Source organism: Aliarcobacter butzleri (assembly GCF_900187115.1).
Taxonomy (GTDB): Bacteria; Campylobacterota; Campylobacteria; order Campylobacterales; family Arcobacteraceae; genus Aliarcobacter; species Aliarcobacter butzleri.
In genome coordinates this window covers 1,255,388-1,278,544 of the sequence record NZ_LT906455.1, presented here as the reverse complement: position 1 = coordinate 1,278,544, position 23,157 = coordinate 1,255,388, and the positions used below count along the sequence as shown (strand labels likewise).

General features: G+C 25.3%; 22 protein-coding genes. 11 read left to right on the top strand and 11 right to left on the bottom strand.

Annotation, left to right across the window (positions count from 1 at the left end; translation table 11 throughout):
* Positions 1-8: 8 nt before the first annotated feature.
* Complete coding sequence (locus CKV87_RS06385; RefSeq protein ID WP_012012952.1) at positions 9-1,250, bottom strand: argininosuccinate synthase; 1,242 nt, start codon at positions 1,248-1,250, stop codon at positions 9-11.
* 81 nt (positions 1,251-1,331) lie between these two features.
* On the opposite strand from CKV87_RS06385, the gene CKV87_RS06380 reads away from it, so the two are divergent.
* Positions 1,332-1,580, top strand: a complete 249-nt coding sequence (locus CKV87_RS06380) for a S4 domain-containing protein (protein WP_004509525.1) — start codon at positions 1,332-1,334, stop codon at positions 1,578-1,580.
* Positions 1,581-1,589: 9 nt separating this feature from the next.
* Here the strand turns inward: CKV87_RS06380 and CKV87_RS06375 are convergent, their stop codons facing one another.
* Complete coding sequence (locus CKV87_RS06375) at positions 1,590-2,468, bottom strand: DUF234 domain-containing protein (RefSeq protein ID WP_012012951.1); 879 nt, start codon at positions 2,466-2,468, stop codon at positions 1,590-1,592.
* A gap of 211 nt (positions 2,469-2,679) precedes the next feature.
* Between CKV87_RS06375 and trpD the strand changes: the two genes are divergently transcribed.
* Genes trpD through lptB form a run of 3 tightly spaced genes read left to right on the top strand, consistent with a single transcriptional unit; the run spans position 2,680 to position 4,805 of the window.
* A complete protein-coding gene (trpD, locus tag CKV87_RS06370; RefSeq protein ID WP_012012950.1) occupies positions 2,680-3,663 on the top strand; it encodes an anthranilate phosphoribosyltransferase in 984 nt (327 codons plus the stop codon).
* A gap of 10 nt (positions 3,664-3,673) precedes the next feature.
* Complete coding sequence (gene tsaE / locus CKV87_RS06365; RefSeq protein WP_012012949.1) at positions 3,674-4,090, top strand: tRNA (adenosine(37)-N6)-threonylcarbamoyltransferase complex ATPase subunit type 1 TsaE; 417 nt, start codon at positions 3,674-3,676, stop codon at positions 4,088-4,090.
* Positions 4,083-4,805, top strand: a complete 723-nt coding sequence (lptB, locus tag CKV87_RS06360) for an LPS export ABC transporter ATP-binding protein (protein ID WP_004509521.1) — start codon at positions 4,083-4,085, stop codon at positions 4,803-4,805. The genes tsaE and lptB overlap by 8 nt, the downstream gene beginning before the upstream one ends.
* Positions 4,806-4,816: 11 nt before the next feature.
* On the opposite strand, the gene CKV87_RS06355 is transcribed toward lptB, so the two are convergent.
* Genes CKV87_RS06355 through CKV87_RS06345 form a run of 3 tightly spaced genes read right to left on the bottom strand, consistent with a single transcriptional unit; the run spans position 4,817 to position 8,042 of the window.
* Positions 4,817-6,751: an EAL domain-containing protein gene (locus tag CKV87_RS06355; protein ID WP_012012948.1), complete on the bottom strand. Its 1,935-nt coding sequence runs from the start codon at positions 6,749-6,751 to the stop codon at positions 4,817-4,819.
* Between the two features lie 3 nt (positions 6,752-6,754).
* Entirely contained in the window at positions 6,755-7,486 is a 732-nt protein-coding gene (gene kdsB / locus CKV87_RS06350) for a 3-deoxy-manno-octulosonate cytidylyltransferase (RefSeq protein ID WP_012012947.1), read from the bottom strand.
* Between the two features lie 22 nt (positions 7,487-7,508).
* Complete coding sequence (locus tag CKV87_RS06345; protein WP_012012946.1) at positions 7,509-8,042, bottom strand: GNAT family N-acetyltransferase; 534 nt, start codon at positions 8,040-8,042, stop codon at positions 7,509-7,511.
* Between the two features lie 77 nt (positions 8,043-8,119).
* On the opposite strand from CKV87_RS06345, the gene polA reads away from it, so the two are divergent.
* The 3 genes from polA (at position 8,120) to CKV87_RS06330 (ending at position 11,805) form a co-directional block, all read left to right on the top strand.
* Positions 8,120-10,810, top strand: coding sequence for a DNA polymerase I (polA, locus tag CKV87_RS06340; protein ID WP_012012945.1), 2,691 nt, complete (start codon positions 8,120-8,122; stop codon positions 10,808-10,810).
* A gap of 71 nt (positions 10,811-10,881) precedes the next feature.
* A complete protein-coding gene (locus CKV87_RS06335; RefSeq protein WP_012012944.1) occupies positions 10,882-11,574 on the top strand; it encodes a response regulator transcription factor in 693 nt (230 codons plus the stop codon).
* 33 nt (positions 11,575-11,607) lie between these two features.
* Positions 11,608-11,805, top strand: coding sequence for a hypothetical protein (locus CKV87_RS06330; RefSeq protein ID WP_004509513.1), 198 nt, complete (start codon positions 11,608-11,610; stop codon positions 11,803-11,805).
* On the opposite strand, the gene lgt is transcribed toward CKV87_RS06330, so the two are convergent.
* The 3 genes from lgt to CKV87_RS06315 form a co-directional block, all read right to left on the bottom strand.
* Positions 11,806-12,624, bottom strand: coding sequence for a prolipoprotein diacylglyceryl transferase (gene lgt / locus CKV87_RS06325; protein WP_012012943.1), 819 nt, complete (start codon positions 12,622-12,624; stop codon positions 11,806-11,808).
* A gap of 4 nt (positions 12,625-12,628) precedes the next feature.
* Positions 12,629-13,927 carry a (Fe-S)-binding protein gene (locus CKV87_RS06320; RefSeq protein WP_012012942.1) on the bottom strand — a complete coding sequence of 433 codons (1,299 nt, stop codon included), beginning with the start codon at positions 13,925-13,927 and terminating at the stop codon, positions 12,629-12,631.
* Positions 13,928-14,025: 98 nt separating this feature from the next.
* Positions 14,026-15,018 (bottom strand): hypothetical protein, encoded by a 993-nt coding sequence (locus tag CKV87_RS06315; RefSeq protein WP_012012941.1) that lies wholly within the window; start codon positions 15,016-15,018, stop codon positions 14,026-14,028.
* A 71-nt stretch (positions 15,019-15,089) separates the two neighbouring features.
* Between CKV87_RS06315 and CKV87_RS06310 the strand changes: the two genes are divergently transcribed.
* Genes CKV87_RS06310 through ovoA form a run of 3 tightly spaced genes read left to right on the top strand, consistent with a single transcriptional unit; the run spans position 15,090 to position 19,909 of the window.
* The gene (locus CKV87_RS06310; RefSeq protein ID WP_012012940.1) at positions 15,090-15,665 is read left to right on the top strand and encodes a gamma-glutamylcyclotransferase; all 576 of its coding nucleotides are present in this window, start codon (positions 15,090-15,092) and stop codon (positions 15,663-15,665) included.
* On the top strand, positions 15,652-17,886 hold the full coding sequence (locus tag CKV87_RS06305; RefSeq protein WP_012012939.1) for a hypothetical protein: 2,235 nt from the start codon (positions 15,652-15,654) through the stop codon (positions 17,884-17,886). Before CKV87_RS06310 ends, CKV87_RS06305 begins: the two co-directional genes overlap by 14 nt.
* 10 nt (positions 17,887-17,896) lie before the next feature.
* Entirely contained in the window at positions 17,897-19,909 is a 2,013-nt protein-coding gene (gene ovoA / locus CKV87_RS06300; RefSeq protein ID WP_012012938.1) for a 5-histidylcysteine sulfoxide synthase, read from the top strand.
* A gap of 8 nt (positions 19,910-19,917) precedes the next feature.
* Here the strand turns inward: ovoA and CKV87_RS06295 are convergent, their stop codons facing one another.
* Positions 19,918-20,394 carry a hypothetical protein gene (locus CKV87_RS06295; protein WP_012012937.1) on the bottom strand — a complete coding sequence of 159 codons (477 nt, stop codon included), beginning with the start codon at positions 20,392-20,394 and terminating at the stop codon, positions 19,918-19,920.
* Positions 20,395-20,425: 31 nt separating this feature from the next.
* Between CKV87_RS06295 and CKV87_RS06290 the strand changes: the two genes are divergently transcribed.
* Positions 20,426-21,661: a ComEC/Rec2 family competence protein gene (locus tag CKV87_RS06290; protein ID WP_012012936.1), complete on the top strand. Its 1,236-nt coding sequence runs from the start codon at positions 20,426-20,428 to the stop codon at positions 21,659-21,661.
* Here the strand turns inward: CKV87_RS06290 and CKV87_RS06285 are convergent.
* Together CKV87_RS06285 and CKV87_RS06280 are read right to left on the bottom strand one after the other, a co-directional pair.
* Entirely contained in the window at positions 21,650-22,402 is a 753-nt protein-coding gene (locus CKV87_RS06285) for a hypothetical protein (RefSeq protein ID WP_041645063.1), read from the bottom strand. The genes CKV87_RS06290 and CKV87_RS06285 overlap by 12 nt on opposite strands.
* A 3-nt stretch (positions 22,403-22,405) precedes the next feature.
* Positions 22,406-23,149, bottom strand: coding sequence for a 3'-5' exonuclease (locus tag CKV87_RS06280; RefSeq protein ID WP_012012934.1), 744 nt, complete (start codon positions 23,147-23,149; stop codon positions 22,406-22,408).
* Positions 23,150-23,157 lie beyond the last annotated feature (8 nt).

Below are 23,157 nucleotides of genomic sequence, written 5' to 3'. Positions count from 1 at the left end.
AAGTGTGATTATTTTTTATTGTTTTTTTTACCTGCAATGATAAATCTTAGAGCGTTAAGTCTGATAAATCCTTCTGCATCTTTTTGGTTATAAACTTCATCTTTTTCAAAAGTTGAATAAGCATCATCATAAAGAGATTTACTTGATTCTCTTCCTACAACAGTTACATTTCCTTTATAAAGTTTTAATCTAACAGTTCCTTCTACATTTTTTTGAGTTGCATCAATAGCAGCTTGAAGCATTTCTCTTTCTGGTGAGAACCAATATCCTTGATAAATTAGTTTTGCATATCTTGGCATTAATTCATCTTTTAAATGTGCAGCTTCTCTATCTAGTGTTAAAGACTCTATTGCTCTATGAGCTTTTAACATAATTGTTCCACCTGGAGTTTCATAACAACCACGAGCTTTCATACCAACATATCTGTTTTCAACAATATCAACTCTTCCAATTCCATGTTTATTTCCATAATCATTTAAAGTTTTAAGTAAAGTTGCTGGTGATAACTCTTTTCCATTTATAGAAATAGGGTCTCCATTTTTATATCCAATAGTAATATATTCAGCTTCATCAGGTGCTTGTTCTGGAGAATTTGTCCATAACCACATTGATTCTTCTGGTTCATTTGCTGGATTTTCTAAGTGTAAACCTTCATAAGAGATGTGAAGTAAATTTGCATCCATAGAATATGGGCTGATTTTTGGATTTCCATTTTCATCAACATGTTTTTGTGATATTTCAATTCCATTTTTTTTAGCATATTCAAGTAAACTTTCTCTTGAATTTAAAGTCCACTCTCTCCAAGGTGCAATAACTTTTAAATCTGGATTTAAAGCTAATGCTCCAAGTTCAAATCTTACTTGGTCATTTCCTTTTCCTGTTGCTCCATGACTTACTGCTTCTGCACCTTTTTGATTTGCAATTTCTACAAGTTTTTTAGCAATTAATGGTCTTGCAATAGAAGTTCCTAAAAGATATTCACCTTCATAAATAGCATTTGCTCTAAACATTGGGAAAACATAATCTTTAACAAACTCTTCTTTAATATCTAAAATAAAAACATTTTCAGGTTTTATTCCACAAGCAATAGCTTTTTGTCTTGCAGGTTCAACTTCTTCACCTTGTCCTAAATCAGCTGTAAAAGTGATAACTTCTGCATTATATTCATCTTGAAGCCATTTTAAAATAATAGAAGTATCTAAACCTCCACTATATGCAAGAACAACTTTTTTTATATCTTTTTTACTCATAAACATATCCTATTTTTGGTTATTTTAATTTGCGATTTTATCTAAATATCTATTAAAACAGTTTTAGTTATAATCTATCTTATGAGAATAGATAAATTTTTAAACGCAGTTAATATTACTAAACGAAGAGCAGTTGCTGAAGATATGCTTGAACATAAAGTAGTATTTTTAAATGACCAAGCTGTAAAAAAAGCTAAAGAGGTAAAAGTTGGAGATATTATAGAGATAAAATATCTTGAAAAAAGTGAAAAATTTAAAATTTTACAAATACCATCTACAAAATCAACACCAAAATCAAAAATAGATGAATATGTACAAAAACTAAATTAAGTTTTTGTACTATTGAACCAAAGCTTTCAAACTTTTAACATTAAATAGTTTTAAAGTCTCACTTTTTAGAGTTTTTAATTCTGTTGAATATCCATTTTTAGTAAAAATAACTATGATATCAGCAGATATATCTTCTTTTTTACAATCTTCTAAAAATTTGTTTAATTCACTTTTTTTCATTTTATTATCTGTATATTTACAAAATCCAATTATTGTTTTATCTGAAGTTGTTTTTGCAACTATAGGAATTTGGATTTTTTCATTCCAGTATTGACCATGTTGTTTGATTTTATCTTCAACAAATGTATTTTTTACAAAAGATAAAGCTAATTCTTCGAATATAAAATCGCTAAAATCAGACTCTCTTCCTTCAAATTTTATTTTAAATTCTTCATAATTTCCCTCTTTTATTCCTTTATAAATAGGAGAAATAAATCCAAACCAAAATCTAACAAATGGATTTGTAAAGATTAATTTTTTTGGTGTTTTAGAATCATTTCTTTTACCTAAAAGAAAATTTTGTGAAGAGTCAATTTCTATAATCTCTTTTTCACAAAGTGATTCTACGCATTTCATACCTTCTTCAAAGCTTACATGAGCTCTTTTAAAAGCATTTGTTGTTTTTCTATCTCCTAGTGCTATTCCTGTAAGAATCGCACTATCAACATGATAACCACCTGTTAAACGATTTATTTCGCTTCTAAAATGATTGTAATTGTTTAAAATATGTTTTTCTATTAGTTCTATTATAGATTTTGTTGTATCTATTTGTATATCAAGTCCACCAAATATCGTAAAATATTTTATTGCTATTTGCATATCTGTTATATTATTTGTTTTACAAAAAATGCTGAATTGTTCTCTTATTGATTTATCTAATATAATCATATATGTCCTTATTTAAAAAGTGATTCTACAATAACAAATATCATATTTGAATAAATTTGATAATATTTATTTTTAGTAAAATATTGCAGGAATATCAAAAAAGTAATATAGAAGTTCATATATTGTATAATCTAGTAGATATATTTGTATTATAATTAGTCAAGATAAGTTGGCTAATCAATTTACTATTGTTATAAAGGATAAACTAAGAATGTTTAATGAAACAAAGCTAAAGTTTGATGATATTTTTGAAAACAAACTTTCGCAAGAGGAAATAAGAGAATATTTATTAAATCTTTATGAAGTAGGAGAAACAGCATCTCAGTTAGCAGGAGCAGCTAGCGCTATGAGAGAGCATCTTATTCCACTTCCAATTTCAGAAGAGTTAAGACAAAAATCAATAGATGTTGTTGGAACAGGTGGAGATAAAAGTTATAGTTTTAATATTTCAAGTACAGTTTCTATACTACTTAGTGCTTGTGGTTGTTATGTTGCAAAACATGGAAATAGAAGTGTTACAAGCAAAAGTGGAAGCGCAGATATGCTAGAAGCTTTAGGTATGAATCTGAATTTGAGTTTGGAAAATACAGCAAAAATGTTAGAAGAGACAGGATTTGCTTTTATGTTTGCTGCAAATCATCATCCCGCAATGAAATATATAACTCCCGTTAGAAAAACAATCCCTCATAGAACGATTATGAATATAGTTGGACCTTTATCAAATCCTGCTGGTGTAGAAAAACAAGTAATTGGAGTATTTGATAAAAGTTACATAAATAAAATCGCAGCTGCTTTAGATATTCTTGATAGCAAAAGAGCTATGATATTATCTTCAAATGATGGAATGGATGAGATATCGGTTTCTGATATTACTCATGCAACACTTCTGTTAAACGGGAAAATTACGGATATTGAGATAAATCCTGAAAATTATGGAATACCATTATCAAGTAAAGAAGATATTGTTGGAGAAGGTCCAGAATTTAATGCTAAATTAACAAGAGATATTTTATCTAAAAAAATCGTTGGTGCTAAGCTTGATATTGTATTGTTAAATGCAGCAGCAGCACTTATAGTTGATGAAAAAGCAAGAGATTTTAAAGATGGTATAGATATGGCAAAAGAGGCGATTATTAGTGGTGCTGCACAAAATAAACTTGGGCAGATTATAAAAGTATCAAAGCAGTTAAGTTAAGGTAAAAAAATTGAAAAAAGAATTTGAATTAGACTTAGATAGTGTCGATGTTGTAGTTGATGAATTAAAAAAAGTTATTAATAATAAAAATTGTGTTGTAATTTTAAGAGGTGATTTAGCTAGTGGGAAAACAACTCTTGTTAAACATTATGTAAAATCTTTGGGATTAGATGATTTAGTTACATCTCCTACTTTTTCTATACAAGCAGTTTACTCAAATAATATTTTCCATTATGATGTTTATAATAAGACTTTACAACAATTCATTTGTCTTGGAATGATAGAAGAGTTTGAAGCTGAAGGTGTACATTTTGTAGAGTGGGGCGATGAAAAGTTAGAAGATATTTTAAAAGATTATGGATTTCAAGTTGTATTAGTTGAAATTAGAAAAAATGATGATAAAAGGTTGTATACAATAGATGCATAAATTAGAAATAAAAGATATTACAAAAACTATCAAAAAAACACAAATTTTAAATGGTGTTTCCCTTGAAGTAAAATCAGGTGAGATTGTTGGACTTCTAGGACCAAATGGAGCAGGAAAAACAACAACTTTTTATACAGTTTGTGGCTTAGTAAAACCTACAAGTGGAACTGTATATTTTGATGATAAAGATATAACAGAATATCCATTACATAAAAGAGCATTAAAAGGGATAGGATATTTACCTCAAGAATCTTCTATCTTCAAAGATTTATCAGTAGAAGACAATCTTATGCTTGCTGCTGAAATTATCACTGAAGATAAAGATGAACAACAAAAAAGAGTTGAAGAGTTATTAGAATTATTTAATATTGAACCTATTCGTCAAAGAAAAGGAGTTTCTTTATCTGGAGGTGAGAGAAGAAGAACAGAAATTGCAAGAGCATTAGTTTCTAAACCTAAATTTCTACTTTTAGATGAACCTTTTGCTGGAGTTGATCCAATCGCTGTTAAAGATATACAAGAGATAATTCACCAATTAACAAAAATAAATATTGGGGTTTTAATAACTGACCATAATGTAAGAGAAACTTTAGAGATTTGTGATAGAGCATATGTTATGAAAGCAGGAAGTTTACTTGCAAGTGGAACAAGCACAGAGATAAAAAATAACCCAGAAGTTAGAAAACACTATTTAGGAAAGAGTTTTAATTTTTAAACTACTCTTTTCTAAAATTCATTTATATTTGGTTTTTCAATTGGTGCAGAAAAATAATAACCTTGAGAATAATCAACTCCTAAATCTTTTGCCATATCAAAAATCTCTTTATTTTCTACAAATTCTGCGATAGTTTTTAAATTTAGGCTTTTTGCAAATTCGACTATAGTTTTTGTTATTTTGCGAGAGTTTTCATCTTTTGTAATGTTTTTTATCAAAGAAGCATCAATTTTCAAATAATTAACATTCATTTTTAAAAGATGTTCAAAATTTGAATATCCTGTTCCAAAATCATCAATTGCAACTTTACAACCTAAAGTTTTTATCTCTTCTATAAAGTTGATCAATAAATCATAATTTTTGATACTTTCATCTTCTAAAATTTCAAAAACAACTCTATTTGTAACTTTATGTTTATTTAACATTGTTTTTATAAATTCTAAAAAATCAGGTTCTATTATATCTTTATAAGAGATATTTAATGAAAACTCAAATGGCAAATTTTCAAATGTTTCAAAAGATTTTTTTATAACAGTTCTTGTAAGTTTTGAATACTGCCCTGATTTTTTTGCTACTTCTAAAAAGAAAAATGGTGAGATAACTTTTCCTTCTTCATCAATGAGTCTTACTAAGCACTCATATTTGTCAACTTTTAAAGTTTTATTATCTATAATTGGTTGAAAATATACTGTTATTTTGTCATTTAAAAAAGCAGTCTTTAGTTTTTTTGTCCAAAGCATATTGTTTTCATATTCATGAAGTTTATCAAGTTTTTCAAAAAATACTAAATAATCTTTATGGTCTTTTTTTGCACCTTGTAGTGCAATATCAGCAGTGATTAGTTTATTGTTTTTATCAGAAAAAGATATTCCAGCACACATTCTTATATATATTTCATTATGCTCATAAATTAAAACATTTTTATCTATTGATTCGAGTATTTTTTTAACTAATTCTATAAAATTTTCTTTAGATTCATCAGTTGTTGATATACAATATATATCTCCTGGAAATTTATATAGTTTTAGTTTATTATCATTTTCTATTATTTGAGAGATTAATTTTGAGACATCATTTAAAATAATATCTCCAACTTTGTGTCCAAAAAAATCATTTATTTCTTTAAAAGAGTTGATATTAAATAATGCAATTGCTTTTATATGTAATATATTATTTTGTAAATCTTCTATTAATTTTGTTCTATTTGGAAGTTTTGTTAGATTATCAATATAAAGAAGTTTTTGTAGTTCAATTCTATGTTCTATAACATGAGAAATATCTGTTAAAATGATAATATTTATATCTTTTGTAGATAGAAAAATTTTTTGTATAGAAAAAAACTTTTTATTTTGATAAACATCTTTTATACAAACTTTTGAATTTTCAGTAATTTCATCTAAATTTGTAATACAATCTTTCTCAATTTCAAACAGATTATTTATACTTTTATATTTTTTATTTAATTCTTCTATAGAACAAATATCTAAAAGTTTGTAAAAATGATTATTTGAAAATATTAGATTATTTTTTGATATTACAAAGATTGGACAATTAATATTATTTATAAAAGATTCATAAAAATCTTCTTTTATTATCTCTTCTTTTAAATCTTTTTTGCTTAAAGAATTTTCAATTATTGAAACTAATTTGTCGTTATTATCAATGTAAATATAATTGATATTTATACCATTTCTTAAAACTTTTATTTTATCATTATTTGAAATATATATTATTTCTACGCTATTTTTAAGAAATTTTTTTATTTTTTCAAACTTTTCAAACAGATCAAAATTAACTATTATTATATCAACAGAATCAATTTCATCAAGAATATTATTAAAAGTTGAAAATATGTGAATATTTATGTCTTTAAGTCTATTAGAAAAATCTTTTTTTAATTCATCGAATTTCAAATTTTCATTAATGACAAAAACATCACAATTCATCTGTTATCTTTCATTTGAAAAAAGCTTGATAGCTCGATTTAAATCTTCTTGTGTATCAATACCAAAAGATTTTGAAGTAACTTTTACCATTGCAATTTTTTTTCCATTATCAATGGCTCTTAATTGCTCTAGTTTTTCAATATTTTCTAACTTTGAAGAATTTAATTTACAAAAATCATTTAATGATTTTTTTGTAAAACCATAAATTCCTAAATGTCCAAAATATGATGCATCTTTGTGATGGTCTCTATGGTATGGGATTTTAGCTCTTGAAAAATATATAGCATTTGAAAGTTCATCTAAGATTACTTTTACATGATTTGGATCATCTGCTAATTCTGAAGTTATCTCTTTAAAACAAGAAGTTATCATTATATCTTCATTTGAATCTTTTATTTGTTTTACTCTGTTTATTACGGCTTGTACAACTTCTGGTTCTATAAAAGGTTCATCAGCTTGTACATTTACTATAATTTCATCTTCACTTAAATTTAAAATATTTGCAGATTCATTTATTCTGTCTGTTCCACTATTATGTGCAGTTGAAGTTAAAACAGCGTCAAATCCATATTGTGAAGCTAAATCTATAACTTCTAAACTATCTGTTGCAATTACGACTTTATCTAAGTTACTAACTTGTTTTGCAGTTTTTATTACCATAGGTAAACCTAAAATATCAACCATAATTTTATTAGCAAAGCGACTTGAGTTTAGTCTTGCAGGTATAATTATCATATTCCGTCCCCTTTTATTAACCTTAATTATATGATTTTAAATCTGAAATTAACATTCCATATATAAAACTATCTGTCCATTCATTTTTATTCCAAAAATCTTTTATAAAATGTGCTTCTTTTCTCATTCCAATTTTTTCACAAAGTTTGGCAGATGATAAATTTCTTGCATCCATATTTGCTTGTATTCGATGAATGCCTTTTTGCGTTAAAAGGTATTCAACTATAGCTTTTAAAGCTTCTGTTGCATAGCCATTGTTACTGTACTTTGGATTAAAAGTATATCCGATTTCAACACTGTCTTTCATTTGAGTATGCCAAATATTTATATCACCAATTACTACATTATCCAAAACACAAGCTAAATTGAGAGCATAATCTTTTTCTAAATTAGCTTTTGATAATTTTAATTTGAATTCTTGATTTTTATTATTTTCATTCCAAGCATCGTGAAGTAAGTATTTACAAGTTTCATCGTCTTTATATATATTAAAAACATCGTTTAAATCATCAGTTTTAAAATTGCGTATTAACAATCTTTGAGTTTTTATGTACATTCCAGCTCTTATTTTAGTCTTTATTTAAATGAGTTTATTATATTATAAAATCTCTAAACTCACATTGAAAGAAGATTATGAAAAAAACAATCACTATTATTGATACTTTTGGCTTTTTATTTAGAAGTTATTTTGCTTTACCTCCTTTAAAATCAAGAGACGGTTTTCCAACAGGTTTATTAACAGGTTTTATAAATTTTATATCAAATATTGGAAAAGATTTTGAAACTGATTATATAGTTTTTGCACTTGATGCAAAAGGTGAAACATTTAGAAATAAACTTTATAGTCAATACAAAGCACAAAGACCTGAAGCTCCTGAAGATTTACTAACTCAACTTCCTATTGCTATTTCTTGGATAGAAAAGATGGGATTTAAAACAGCAATTAGAACTGGTTATGAAGCTGATGATATGGTTGCATCTATTGCAAATGACGCTAAACAAAAAGGTTTAGAAGTAAGAATTGTTTCTCATGATAAAGATTTATATCAATTAATTGATGATGCAAATAGTGTTTATTTATTCGATCCAACAAAAAAAGTTATTATAAATGAAGAAAAATGTATAGAAAAATATGGAGTAAAACCTTCTCAATTTACAGATTATCAATCTTTATTAGGTGATACAGCTGATAATATTCCTGGAGTTAAAGGAGTAGGTGCAAAAACTGCTGAATCTTTAATCAAAGAGTTTGGTACTTTAGAAAATATTTATGCAAATATAGACAATATTGAGAAAAAACGAACAAAAGAGTTATTGATTGAAGGAAAAGAAAATGCAATTTTGTCAAAAAAACTTGTAACTTTAATGAATGATTGCCATTATATTGATAATTTAGAAGAGTTTATTTTACCAATAGAAAATCCTATTTTAAGAATTAGTGATATTTTACTTCAATATGATATGGCTAGAGTTCTTGATAGAATAAATAAAGATGGTATGGGATACCAAACTCAAATACCTTTACAACAAGTAAAAAAAGAAGAAAAAATCGAGTATATATTACTTAATAATGAAAATAGTTTATCTATGGCAATAAACACAATTCCAAGAGATGCTATAGTATCTTTTGATACTGAAACTTCTGATTTAGATGTAAAAAATGCAAAACTTGTTGGTTTCTCTTTTGCTTATGAAGAAAATAAGGCTTATTATGTACCAATAGGGCATGTATATTTGGGAGTTGGAAATCAAATTTCTTTAGAAGCTGCAAAAAATGCAATTATTCAATTAAATAGATACAAATTAGTTCTTCAAAATTTTAAATATGATTATGAAATTATTAAAAACAATTTTGATATCGAATTAAGACTTTATGCTGATACAATGATTTTATCTTGGCTTTTAAATACTAATGAAAAAGTAGGGCTTGATTATCAAATTGATAAATATTTTGACCATAAAATGATAAGTTTTACAGATGTTGTAAAAAAAGGTGAGAATTTTTCAAATGTAGATATAGAAAGAGCTTGTGAATATGCAGCTGAAGATGCTTTAATGACTTTAAGATTATTTAAAAAACAGTTAGAAATCTTTAAAGAAAAAGAGGAAGAAGAGATTTTAAATCTTGCTTTCGAAGTAGAGTTTGATTTTATATATGTTTTAGCAAATATGGAAATGAATGGAATAAAAGTTGATGTTAATTTATTAAAAGAGTATAAAGAGTTAAGCAATAAAAATATAAATGAATTGACAGCAAAAATTTATCAAACAAGTGGAGTTGAGTTTAATATAAATTCACCAAAACAATTAGGAGCTCTTTTATTTGAAACTTTAGGTTTACCAACTGCTAAAAAAACAAAAACAGGATATAGTACAGACGAAGCTGTATTAAATGGTTTGATAAATGAGCATGAAGTTATACCTTTACTTTTACAATATAGAGAGGCTTATAAACTACAATCAACATATATTGAACCACTTTTAGAACTTGGTTCAAAAAGTGATGATAATCGAATTCATACATCTTTTTTACATACAGGAACAGCAACAGGAAGATTAAGTTCAAAAAATCCAAACTTACAAAATATTCCTACAAAAAGTGATTCAACTATACAAATTCGAAAAGCTTTTATACCAAAAGATGGTTATAAACTTGTTGCAGTTGATTATTCTCAAATTGAATTAAGGCTTTTAGCACATTTTAGTCAAGATAAAGCTTTAGTAGAAGCTTTTGAAAATGATTTAGATATACACTACCAAACAGCTGTTAAAATATTTGGTGAAGAAAATGCAAAAGAAAAAAGAGGTATTGCTAAATCTATAAATTTTGGATTATTGTATGGAATGGGAAGCAAAAAACTTGGTGAAACTTTAGGAATTCCTTCAAAAGAAGCAAAACAATATATTGATTCATATTTTGAAGCTTTTAAAAGTGTAAAAGATTATTTAAAATCTATTGAAGATTTTGCACATATAAATGGTTATGTAAAAACTTTATTAAATAGAAAAAGATTATTTGATTTCAATTCAGCAAATGCTATGATGAAAGCTGCATATTTAAGAGAAGCTGTAAATACTTTATTTCAAGGAAGTGCTGCTGATTTAATAAAACTTGCTATGATAAATATTTATCAAAAATATAAAGATAATGAAAATATTAAGTTACTTTTACAAATCCACGATGAACTTGTTTTTGAAGTAAAAGATGAATTTGTTGAAGAAATAACATTTAGTATTAAAAATATAATGGAAAATATTTATAAATTAAATGTTCCTCTAAAGGTGTCATTGAGCGTTGGTAGCTCTTGGAAAGATTTAAAATAAATTTTTTTTTGACAATTAAAAGTTTTTTTGTTATTATTTGACAATTAAAATTATTATATAAAGAGTAAAAGATGTCAAAAATAATGAAGAATATAAGAAAATTATATAACACAAAAATAATATTTTTAAGCGATGATTCATCAGCTAAAGATAGTATAAAAGATGATTTTGTAGAACATTTTAAAGAAGTAAAGTTTGCTTCAAGCTATGAGGAAGCTTTAAAACTTTCTCTTACAAACAATTATGATTTAGCTATTGTTGATATTGATTTAGATGATAGTTCTTTTGCTGAATTATCTTCAAAATTAGTAGTATTACCAAAAATAGTTATTTCTAGTTCTGATAGCGATGATAAAGTTACAACAGCTATAAATTTAGAAGCATATACATTTTTAGCTAAACCTTTAAAAGTAATAGATTTGAAACTAGCTATTTTAATGTGTCTTAACCAAATGAAAAGAGTTGATAAAATCGAGTTTGATCAAGGTATTTATTTTGATGAATATAGAGATCAGTTCTTTAAAAAAGGTGGAACAGTAATTGATTTCACAAGACTTGAAAAATCATTTTTAAAACTTTTAATAGCAAGAAGAAATGAAGTTACAGATTATGATATGATTAAAGATATAGTATGGAAAGGTAAAGAGATGTCTATTTATACTATGAGAAATATTGTAAATAAAATAAGACAAAAAACTTATTACGAAATAATTAAAAATCATTCTAGTAAAGGATATACTATTGATATTTATAAAGGTGACTAGCCTTTAAGTATGAATAGTATTTTATAAAAAAATATGGAAGAACTTATCGTTTCAAAAGAGGAACTAATATATTTGTTTGAATCCAAAACCCTTGAAGATACTGGGAAAGGTTGGCTTTTGGAAGGTGAGTTTTTTGTTGATATTATAGCTTTGCACGAAGTTGAACCTAAGTTTTTAAGCGATATATCAAACGCTAAGTTTTATAAAATAGTTCTAAAGAAAGGTAAATAATTAATTTTTAATTATTATCTTTCTTCTAACTACATAAAAACCTACACAAATAATTAATATTATAAGGGACTGTAAAATCCCCATCGTTAACCATTCTCCAACTAAAAAACCTAATTGACTATCTGGTTGTCTAAAGAATTCTGCAATAATTCTAGCTATTGCATATAATATCCCGTACATAAGAGCTAATTGTCCATCAAAAGTTTTTCTTTTTCTATAAAATGCTAAAATTAAGAATACAAATAACCCTTCAAGTATTGCTTCATAAATTTGAGAAGGATGTCGTAAAACGCCTCCTACATAAATTCCCCAAGGAACATCTGTAACTCTTCCTATTAGTTCTTGGTTGAAAAAATTTCCAAGTCTTCCAAATATATATGCAGCACTAACACCAAGTACGGCAATATCAGTTATAAACCAAAAAGAGACTTTGTTTTTTCTACAAAATAAATATGAAGCAATTATAAATCCAAAAAATGCTCCATGGTAACTCATTCCAGATATTCCTGCATAAACTCCATTTATATAAGGGTTGAATATTTGCCAAGGATGAGTTATATAATACATTGTATGACTATCATAAAATAGTACATAACCAAGTCTAGCTCCTAAAATTACTCCAATTTCTGCCCACCAAATATATGAATCAAATAAATCATTAGAAATTGCTAATTTGTCATGTTTTATAAACCACTTTGCAACAAAAATAGCACTAAGAAGTGCTAATGCATACATTATTCCATACCAGTGAACAGCAATAGAACCTAAGTTGAAAGCAACAGGATTAAAATGCGAGTATATATTTTGCCAAAATTCCATATTTTTAATCCTCTAAAGCTTGAGCTATTAACTCAATAGGGTTTTTAAACTCTACATCAACATTTGCTAAATATAAAGAGTTTGTTATTTGCATTCTACATGCGCTACATTCAGCACTTACTATTTGTGCTTTTGTATCTCTAATCATCGCTGCTTTTGGTGCACCTGCTGCTTTAGAAAACTCATATTTTTCAGTTTGCATAGTAACTCCACCAAATCCACAGCATCTATTTGAGTCACTCATTTCTTTTAGTACATAGTTTTGTTTTAAAAGTTCTCTTGGTTCTTTCCATACACCTTGCATTTTTTTAGCATGGCATGGGTCATGGTAGGTTACCATTTGGTCGAATTTTTTACCACTTTTAGCAAGTAACTCTTTTAATTCAGTATTATTTTCAAGCCATTTTGTTGCTAAAAATATTTTTTTCGATAATTTAACAGCTCTTTCTTTCCATTCTGGTTGATCATGTAAATAGTGTTCCCAATCTTTATTTATCATAGCACTACATGTAGCTTCTGGAATAATAACAGCATCAACTTCATCTATCCATGTTTCAAAATATTTAATATTCTCTTTTACTAAATAATCAACTGTATCAAAAGCACCTGTAAAATATGCAGGTGCTCCACAACAGAGTTGTTTTTTTGGAATTGTTATATCTAAATTTAATTTTTTTAGAATTTTTACTAAACTATCACCAGTATTTGTATAAGTATAGTTACTCATACAACCTATAAAAATAGCAACTTTTCCTTTTTTATTTTCTTCAATAGATTTTTTTATTGCAGGAATATTTTCTGGATATTTATTTAAAAAGCTTCTTTTATCCGCATAAGGTAAGGCTCTTCCTTTTTTTACTATTGGTAAAGAAAATCGTGGAAGTGCCGATTGTTTTGCAGAATCTAATTTTAAAGCACAAGTTTGGAAAACCCAACCTAATTTTGATAAAAAGTCCATAGTTTTTCTATGTCTTAAAAGAAAAAAGAACAGCCTTTTATACCAAGCAATACCATATTTTTTAGCAATATCACTTCTTACTTGCTCAATAATCATATCTGTTGGTAAATCATTTGGACAAACTTCAACACAGTTTGTACATAAAAAACATGATTCAAATATATCTTTTGCATTTTTATCTAATTCTAATTCATCTCTTTTGTATGCTCCAAGTAGGTCGATAAATCCTCTCGGGCTTGTTGCTTCATCTTGATTTATATTGAAAATTGTACATACTGGTTTACATTTTCCACATTTTACACAATCATCAGAGATTTTTGTATAGTCAAATTTACTTATAGCCACTAAATTACCTTTTGGTTAAAAATTTTTAATATTTATAATAAAAATTTAATATACAAAAATATTGGTTAAAAGTTGTTAAATAGGGATTTTGTCCCTATTTATGGAAGTTGAGATTTAGCTTTTATTTTCTCTTCTAAGTTTAAATTAGTTCTGCTTATTCCATAATTGATTAAATCTAAATCTTTTACGTTAAATGTAAGAGTTCTTGCTTGGTTGTAAAGATTATTTGCTATTTGAAGATTATTTGTTGCTTCAAAAATCAAAGCTAGATTGTATAAAACTTCAAAACTTTTTCCTTGTAGTTCTTGATTTAAACTTTCTAAATTGTATTTTGCTAAATCTAAATTTCCTTTTTCCATAAGAGCTACACTATCTTCAAATCTTTGTTTTTGAGTTTTTGTGTAAATTGGATTATCATTTAATTCTTCCATAATTTCTACATCAAAATAGATATAATGAGGAGAAATATCATCTAAAATAGCATTTGATATAGAGTCTGCTAATTGTGAATTTACTCTAAATTTATCACTATGTGCGGTTAAATGTGCTGGCATATAAGGATAATCATAAAAATATCTATCATAACAAACATTATCACTTGTATTTGTACTATAAGTTTTTGAAAAAATTATTTGATTGTTTATTGGTTTTATTAAAGTTATAGCTGTTGTTACATTATATTCTTTTGCTTCACAAGGAATATATCTTATATAATACTCCATACACTGTTTTACTCTTGTTCTTTCATCATATCTATAATATCTACATCTTGAAAAATCAACTTCATTTCTATAATATACATTATAAGTTGCTGATGATTGTAAAACTTCTCCTGTTAATATCGCATCTGTTCCAAAAATATCATTTTTTAAAGTAAAAACTCTTTTATTATCAACTACTTTGTTTGCTATTTTATTTGCAAGACTTTCTGTTTGATTTATATCATCATTTCTAAATCTTTCTACTTTTATACTGTTGATTTTTTCTTTTTCTATTTTTGAAGATTGTAAAGCTTTTATAGTGATTTTTGAAGCACAACCACTAAATAAAAAAATCAAAGAAAGAATAGATATATTAAGTAAGAGTTTCATATTATAAATCCTTTAAAAATTAAAGTCTAAATGAGATAATATATTATTTTTATAAAATAAAGGATTAATTTATGTATTTATTTGGTTTTGGTTCATTAATAAATTTAGCTAGTGCTCAAAAATCTTTTAAAAGAGTTTTAACTCAAAAAGATTTAATCCCTGTAAAAATTAAAGGGTTTAAAAGAGTTTGGAATGCACTTGAAAATATAAAATTTGAAGATAATATGGAAGTAAATGGTGTTTTTCTAAATATTCAAGAAAAAAAGGATGCTATTTTATATGGTGTAATGATAAAGATTACACAAGAAGAGTTAGAAATTTTGAAATTAAGAGAAAAAAATTATAGTTGTATAAAAATAGAAAAAGAAGATGTTTTAAGTCAAAATGCACAAGAAGATTTGATAGCTTTTATGACAACAAAAGAAGAAAAAATAGGAAAAGTAGGAGATGTTAATACTTTTATTCCAAAAAAATATATTCAAATTGTAAATGAAGCTTTGAAAAACTACGATGAAGAATTTAAAGAAAATTTTAAAGAAACTTTAAATAATTTTCCATTTCCTTCAAAAGATGGTGATTATAGTTTTACAGATCCAATTCAAAATAAAGCTGCAAGAGAGGCAAAAAATCACAATGAATCAAATTAATAATTGTTTTATTTCTACTTCAAGATTATCAAATAAAAAAAGAGATAAAAAAGAAAATAGTTCACTTTTTAAAGAAAATAACTCTTTACACATAACTTATTGTGAAGGTGATACTTTGGATAAATTTGAAGAAGATATAAATATGTTTATTGGTAAAAATAAAACATTTTTATATTTTTTAAATAAAAGATTTATTCCTTTAATCATATCTATTAGTTCAGTTTTAGTTATTTTAATAGCTCTTTTAACTATCTCTATTTATGAAGATTTTTTGAAAAAAGTTATACTTGAGACTCCAACAAGCTTTGATTTTAAAGATTATATATCTTTTTCTTTTGTTATTTTTTTATTTCTTTCATTACTTTTTATGCCAAAAATTTTAGATGCAGAAGGAAGTGAGTTTAAAAATTTTATTACTTCTTGGTTTAATAAAGAAGTTAGAAAAGCAAAAAGATTAAAACTTGCATATTCAAATTTTGATAAAGATATGGAAATTCATCTATATAATTTTGATTTACAAAATGAAAAAGAGTGGCTTTGGAGTACTTTTACGACAATTCTTTTAAGTAAATTTTCAAATATATATTTTTATGTTAGAAATGACAAAGTTGAAAATATTGAAAAATATTTAAAAAATTTTGGAGTTACAAATATAAAAATTATTAAAAATCCAATAACTACAAATAGTTCTGATTTGGAGATTTTATTATCTCAAAAAGAGTTGAATTTTTACTCTTTACTTCAAATTTGTTCTACTTTTATGGTAAAAAGTAAAGAAAAAAAGGTTTTTATCTCTTTAGAACTTTTTGAATATTGTGGAAAAAACTTTATAAAAGCAAATGAACAAAATCAGCTAAGTTTTGGTTTCCAAAGCTTTATAAATAGAAGTTTTCAAGACTTTAATTTTTTAGCTCAAGAGAAATCTTTACAAGTCTTTTTTACACAAAATGTAAATTTAAAAGAGTTAAATACTCAAAGAAAAGAGTTATCTCAATATTTAAGAAATCATCTTGAAGATTGTGTTTTAAGGTTTGAAAATCCTATTTCTCTTCTTATTTTATATTATTATGTAAAAGATTTAGTTTTAGATGAAAAAAGAGTTATTAAAGTTTTAGAAAAGTTTATAAGTTCTATAAAAGAAAAACAGCAATATGAGTTAATAAATGATTATTGGTTTGATATAGCTGGAAATATGTTTGATTCTCGTGATATAAATAGTTTTGAAAGTTCAAATAAATCTTATTATAGAAAGATTTCAATTTCTAGTTTAAATGATTTGGCATTTTTATTTGAAAGAAGTGGATATTTTGAACAAGCAATCCTTTTAAATCAATATTTATATGAGATAAATCCAAATAAATACATTTTAAATATCTCATCTTTATATGAAAGAATGGGAAAATTTGAACTTGCTTATAATACTTTACCAAAAGAGTTAAATTTAGGAAAAAATGAAAAACCATCAGATATTGAAATAAGATATTATCAAAGAAAAGCAGCTTTTATAATAATCTCTCAAAGAGATGAAAAACTAAAAATTGAAGCATTAGAATCTTTAAAAAAATTGGAAGAATTACTTTTCTCTCATAATGAAGATAATGAACCTTTATGGTTATGGCATTTTTATAACTTAAAAGCAAATCTTTGTGAATGGGAAGAAAACTATGATGAAGCAATAACTTTTTATCAAAAATGTTTAGCAATCCCAGCTCTTGGTGCTTTTGAGTATGGAGCAACATTTGTAAATATGGCAATATCATATAGATTTAAATATATTTTACAAACAAAAAAAGATGATGAAACTATAAATAAAGCTATAAATTTAGGAAAATTAGGTGTAGTTTTAAAAGAATCAGTTGGTGATAGAGATGAAATGCCAGTTGTTTTACATAATTTTGCTTTGAATATTTTATATAAAATACTAAATTCTTATGATGAAAAAGAGTGTTTAGAGGTTTTAAAAGTAACGAATGAAGCTTTGGATATTTTAGAAGAGACAAAATCTATAAAAAGATTAGGAATGGTTTTAATTGAAAATTATATTGCAAGAAGTTTATTAGAAATTGATTCAAAGAGTATAATTGAAAAATTACAAAATTGTATTATAAATTTGCAAGATTCAGAGTTGAAACAACTATTAAATATATACAAAGAGTTTGCAAAAAATAATAAACTTAAAAAATTAGAATTTTTAGATAAATTAGTTTTATTAAGAGCATAAAAGGAAAAAAATGAACTATATAAAAAATAGTGTAAATTTAAGTACTGGTACAATTGAAGAAAAAAGAGCTGAGATTAAAAAACAGTTTTTACAAACTTATCAATTAGATGAAAAACTTTTTGATTTATTAAAAGATAAAGAGTTTTTGTATCAGCAACCAAATAAACTTAGACATCCACTTATATTTTATTATGGACATACTGCAACATTTTTTATAAATAAATTAGTTTTAGCAAATATTTTAGAAAATAGATTAAATAAGGATTTTGAATCAATATTTGCAATTGGTGTTGATGAAATGAGTTGGGATGATTTGAACTCTAGTAATTACAAATGGCCAACTTTTGAAGAGATAAAAGAGTATAGAAGTAAAGTAAAAGAGATAGTTTTAGATTTGATTGAAAATATAGAGTTTTCACTTCCTATAAATTGGGATTGTGCTATGTGGATTATTTTGATGGGAATAGAACATGAAAATATTCATATAGAAACAAGTTCAGTTTTACTTCGAGAACTTGATATTAAATATCTAATAAAAGATGAGATATTTGAGTATTCAAATGAAGCTTCAAACGAATATCCAAAAAATGAACTTCTTGATGTAAAAGGTGCGCAAGTTTTACTTCAAAAAGATAGAAATAATCCAATATTTTATGGTTGGGATAATGAATTTTCAAATCACAAAGCTTTTATAAAAGATTTTCAAGCTTCAAAATATTTGGTTTCAAATGGAGAGTTTTTGGAGTTTGTAAAAGAGGGTGGTTATAATAATCCTGAATTCTTTTCAACAGAAGGGAAAAACTGGTTAATTTATACAAATGCAAAATATCCAACATTTTGGATAAAAAAAGAGGAAGAGTACTTTCTAAGAGAGATAAATAAAGTTGTTCCTCTTCCTCTTAATTATCCAGTTGATGTAAATTTTTATGAAGCTGAAGCTTTTTGTAAATATAAAAGTCAAAAGTTAGGTTTTGAAGTGCGACTTCCAAGTGAAGATGAGTATTATAGACTTTATGATTTTGTAGATGCACAAAATAAAGAAGCAAATATTGGTTTAAAACAGTTTAATCAAAGTAGGGTTGACAAATATAAGTTTGATGATTTTTACGATGTTGCTGGAAATGTTTGGCAGTGGAGTTTAACTCCAATTTATCCTTTTGATGGTTTTGTAACACATCCAATCTATGATGATTTTACAACTCCAACATTTGATGATAGGCATGCACTTATAAAAGGTGGTTCTTTTATTAGTTTAGGAAATGAAACTTTAAGAAGTGCAAGATATGCATTTAGAAAACACTTTTTCCAACATGCTGGATTTAGATATGTTAAATCATCAAATGAGTATAAAACACAATTAAACAACAACTTTTATGAAAGTGATGAATCAATATCTTCATATTGTGATTTATATTATGGAAAAGACAATTTATATACAAATTATGTGGATTTAATAAGACCATATTTAAAAGATTTGAAAAACTCAAAAGCTTTAGATTTGGGTTGTTGTGTTGGACGAACTAGCTTTGAATTAGCAAAAATATATGATGAAGTATTAGGAATAGATTTTAGTGCAAATTATATAAATATTGGGGTGAAACTGAAACTTTATGATTTCGTAAATTATAAAATAAAAAAAGAAGATAAAACTTTTGAAGAAAGAGCTATCTCTTTGAAAGATTTTGATTTAGAAAAAGTAAAAGATAAAGTGTCTTTTATGCAAGGAGATGCTTGTAATTTAAAAGAGATTTATAAAGATTTTGATTTAATATTTTATTCTAGTTTAATTGATAAACTATATTATCCTAAAAAGTTTTTAGAAGATGTTTCAAGACGAATAAACAAAAATGGTTTTTTTGTATTTTTAAGTTCACATAATTGGTTTAATGAGCATATAAATGAAAATAATCTATTTTTGAAATTTGAATTACTTGATAAGATAGAAGTTTCATCTTTTATAAAAATGAAAAATAAAAACTATGATAATAAAACTTTATTGATGAGTATTTGGAGGAAAAAATAGAAAAATTTCTATTTTTTCTGTTTTAAGTCACCGATTAATCTTAACTCTTCATCTGTTGATGTTGTTGCTAAAACTTGACTTGAACTATTTTGAGAATTAACAAAATTACTTAACATATCTTCATTAAAATCCATTCTTTTGCCAGTTACTTTTTCTACAGCATATTGTAAATCAGCTTTTAGATTTTTTATGTATTCTTCTGGAGTTTGTGCTGTTTGACCCGATTCAGCTCTTTGTTTTGCTAATTCTTCTAAGATTTTTTTGATTTCTTCTAACTCTTCTTTAGTAAAGCCAGTTTTTGCAACAAAATTTAACTCATCTAAAAGTTGTTTTCTTAAAGATTCTTCTTCTGTTTTTTTTTGTTCTTTAGTTTTATTTTCTAATAGTACGCCAAATTCATTACTTGAAGAGCTATTTTCATCAATATTTATAGAGTTATTTTGCGAAGTTGTACCTAAAATTGAAGTTGTATTACCAATTTGCATAAAATCTCCTTTTTAAAGTATAATAATTCTCATGTTCATAAAAATTATTAAAAGTAAACAAATTGTAACAATATTTATCTTATTTTTTGCTCTTTTAATCAATATTCTTCTTGAATATAGTAAATATTTAGAATTTATTGATGAAGAAGTTTTTGAAACAAAAGTTGAAGTTTTAAATATTTATGAAAAAGATGATAAAGATATTTTAAAACTAAAAAGTTCAAATTTTGAGTTTTTCACAAATATACCTAAAAATGAAGAAATAAAAAAATTTGATTTATTAAATATTTTAATAGTTTCGAGAAATATTGATTTTATAGATTATTTAAAAGGTTTTTATACAAAAACTATCTACTTTGATGAATTACAAAAAGAACAAACTTTTAAAGATAAAATCATAAAAAATATAGAAAATAATCATAAAGATGAAAAAATAATTGAACTTTTTAATGCTTTATTTCTAGCCGTTCCTGTTTCAAAAGAGTTAAGAGATGTAATTACAGCTTATGGAATAGCTCATGTTGTAGCACTTTCAGGTTTTCACTTAGTTGTTTTATCTTTTGTAATTTATTGGCTTTTATATTTTCCTTATAAATTTTTTCAAGATAGATATTTCCCTTATCGAAATAGAAAGCTTGATATTTTACTTATAACTATTGCTATTTTGTTTTATTATCTTATCTTAACGGATATTGTACCATCGCTTTTAAGAGCTTTTGTGATGTTTTGTTTAGGTATTTATTTACTTAGAAGTAATATAAAAATTCTTTCATATATGACTTTGTTTTATACTTTTTTGATTGTAATTGCTTTTTATCCTAAATACATTTTTTCTATTGGATTTTGGTTTTCAATTTTTGCAGTTTTTTATATTTACTTGTTTATACAATATTTTAAAAATTATAATAAATGGCTTTTATTTATCTTTTTTAATATTTGGATGTTTTTGATATTTAATCCAATAGTTCACTACTATTTTCCTCAAACTTCTTATGAACAGTTTTATTCTATACCAATTACGATATTTTTTAACTTTTTTTATCCAGCAGAGATTTTTGCTCATATTTTTGGATTTTCAGGTTATTTTGATGAATATTTAAAAATATTTATAGAACATAAAATCTATGTTTATGAAGTTTTTACACCACTTTATTTTTATATTTTATATCTTTTTGTTTCATTTTTATCAATTTGGAGTAAAAAAGCTTTTACATTGCTAAATATTTTGATGATAGGATTTAATATTTATATGTATTTATGGATTTAAAAGTTCACCTTTTTCAAGAAGAATAGTTTTATTATCTTTCTGAACTTCTAGCCATTCTCCAATCATATCATTTTCTCCTTCATCAACTATATCAATCTTATATGTATAATTTTTGTTCTTAAAAGTAAAAAATTGATTTTTGCTGCGGGGTCTATAATCATCTACTTCTCCATTTATTAGAACTAAATCTGGTTTTGAAGATTCACTTTTACCTATTTTCCAAGAACTATATCTATATGAATCTTTTACTTTATCTATTCTAATTAAAAAATTTTTTGTTTTCATCTTATATACAGGATAAAAAGGAATTTTTAATGAAGAATGTAGTTGCTCTTTCTCTTTTTTTATTAAATCTTCTCTTAGTTTTTCTTCAAATTTGGTTTCATAATTTATACCTATTATATAACCATAACTATTTAACCACATACCCCCACTGTTTAACATAATACCTCTATAACCCATTACTTCCCAATCTTCTATTTTTGAGTTTTTAATCTTTTCAATTAACTTCTCATCAAAAACTTCATAAAATCTTTTTTTAAACTCTTCTTGGTTTTTTATACTAGGAATAGGGTATTCTCTTTTAAATGGATAAGCTATTGCTCTGTTAGAGATATATTCTATATCATTTTCCTGAAAAGCTTTTATAAGTTTTTCAATATCTGCATCATCTTTAGTAAATTCATTGCTATTTGCAAATAAAAAGCTAAATATTATTAAGAAAAGAATTCTAAATATCATCAACTAATTTCCCAAAACCTTATCCAAAGTAAATTTCATATCTTCATCTAAATCATTCATAGAAGTTCTCATCCAGTTTAGATAGTTTGCATCTATTTTTGCAACTTCTTCTATATTTTGTCCTTTGTATTTTCCAAATTTAAAAGTATTTATAAATACAGGAGTAGTAGTTAATTCTACAAGTTTTTCCATAGGATTTAAACTTGGATAAACTTCTCTACATTTTCCTACAAGTTTTGATAAAAATAGTTTCATCACAAGTACATCACCGATTGCATCATGAGCTTTTATAGTTATACCATATTTAGAAGCTTCATTCTCTTCAAATTTATATAAATCTAGTGCATATCTTAAGTATTGAAGTCGATGATAAGGTAAATCACTAAATAGATGTTTTGCACATCTTAAAGTATCTATTAATTTATAGCTGTTTTCAAAGCCTTCTTTTTTTATCATATCTAAATCAAAATTTATATTATGAGCTATTAAATAGTTTTCATCACTATTTAACTCTTCTAATCTTTTATAGAAGTTTGTTTCAACTGCTTTTGGTTTATTTTCTAATAAATCAGGAGTTATATTATGAACTTCCATTGCTTCAAGTTTTATGGGAATAGGAGCTGAACATAACTCATCAAAAGCTTCAACTTTTCCTTTATTATCAACAATCATAGCGCCAAATTGAATAACTCTATCTTCTTGAGCAGCTCCTGTTGTTTCTGTATCAAATAGTACATAATAAGCCAATTATTATC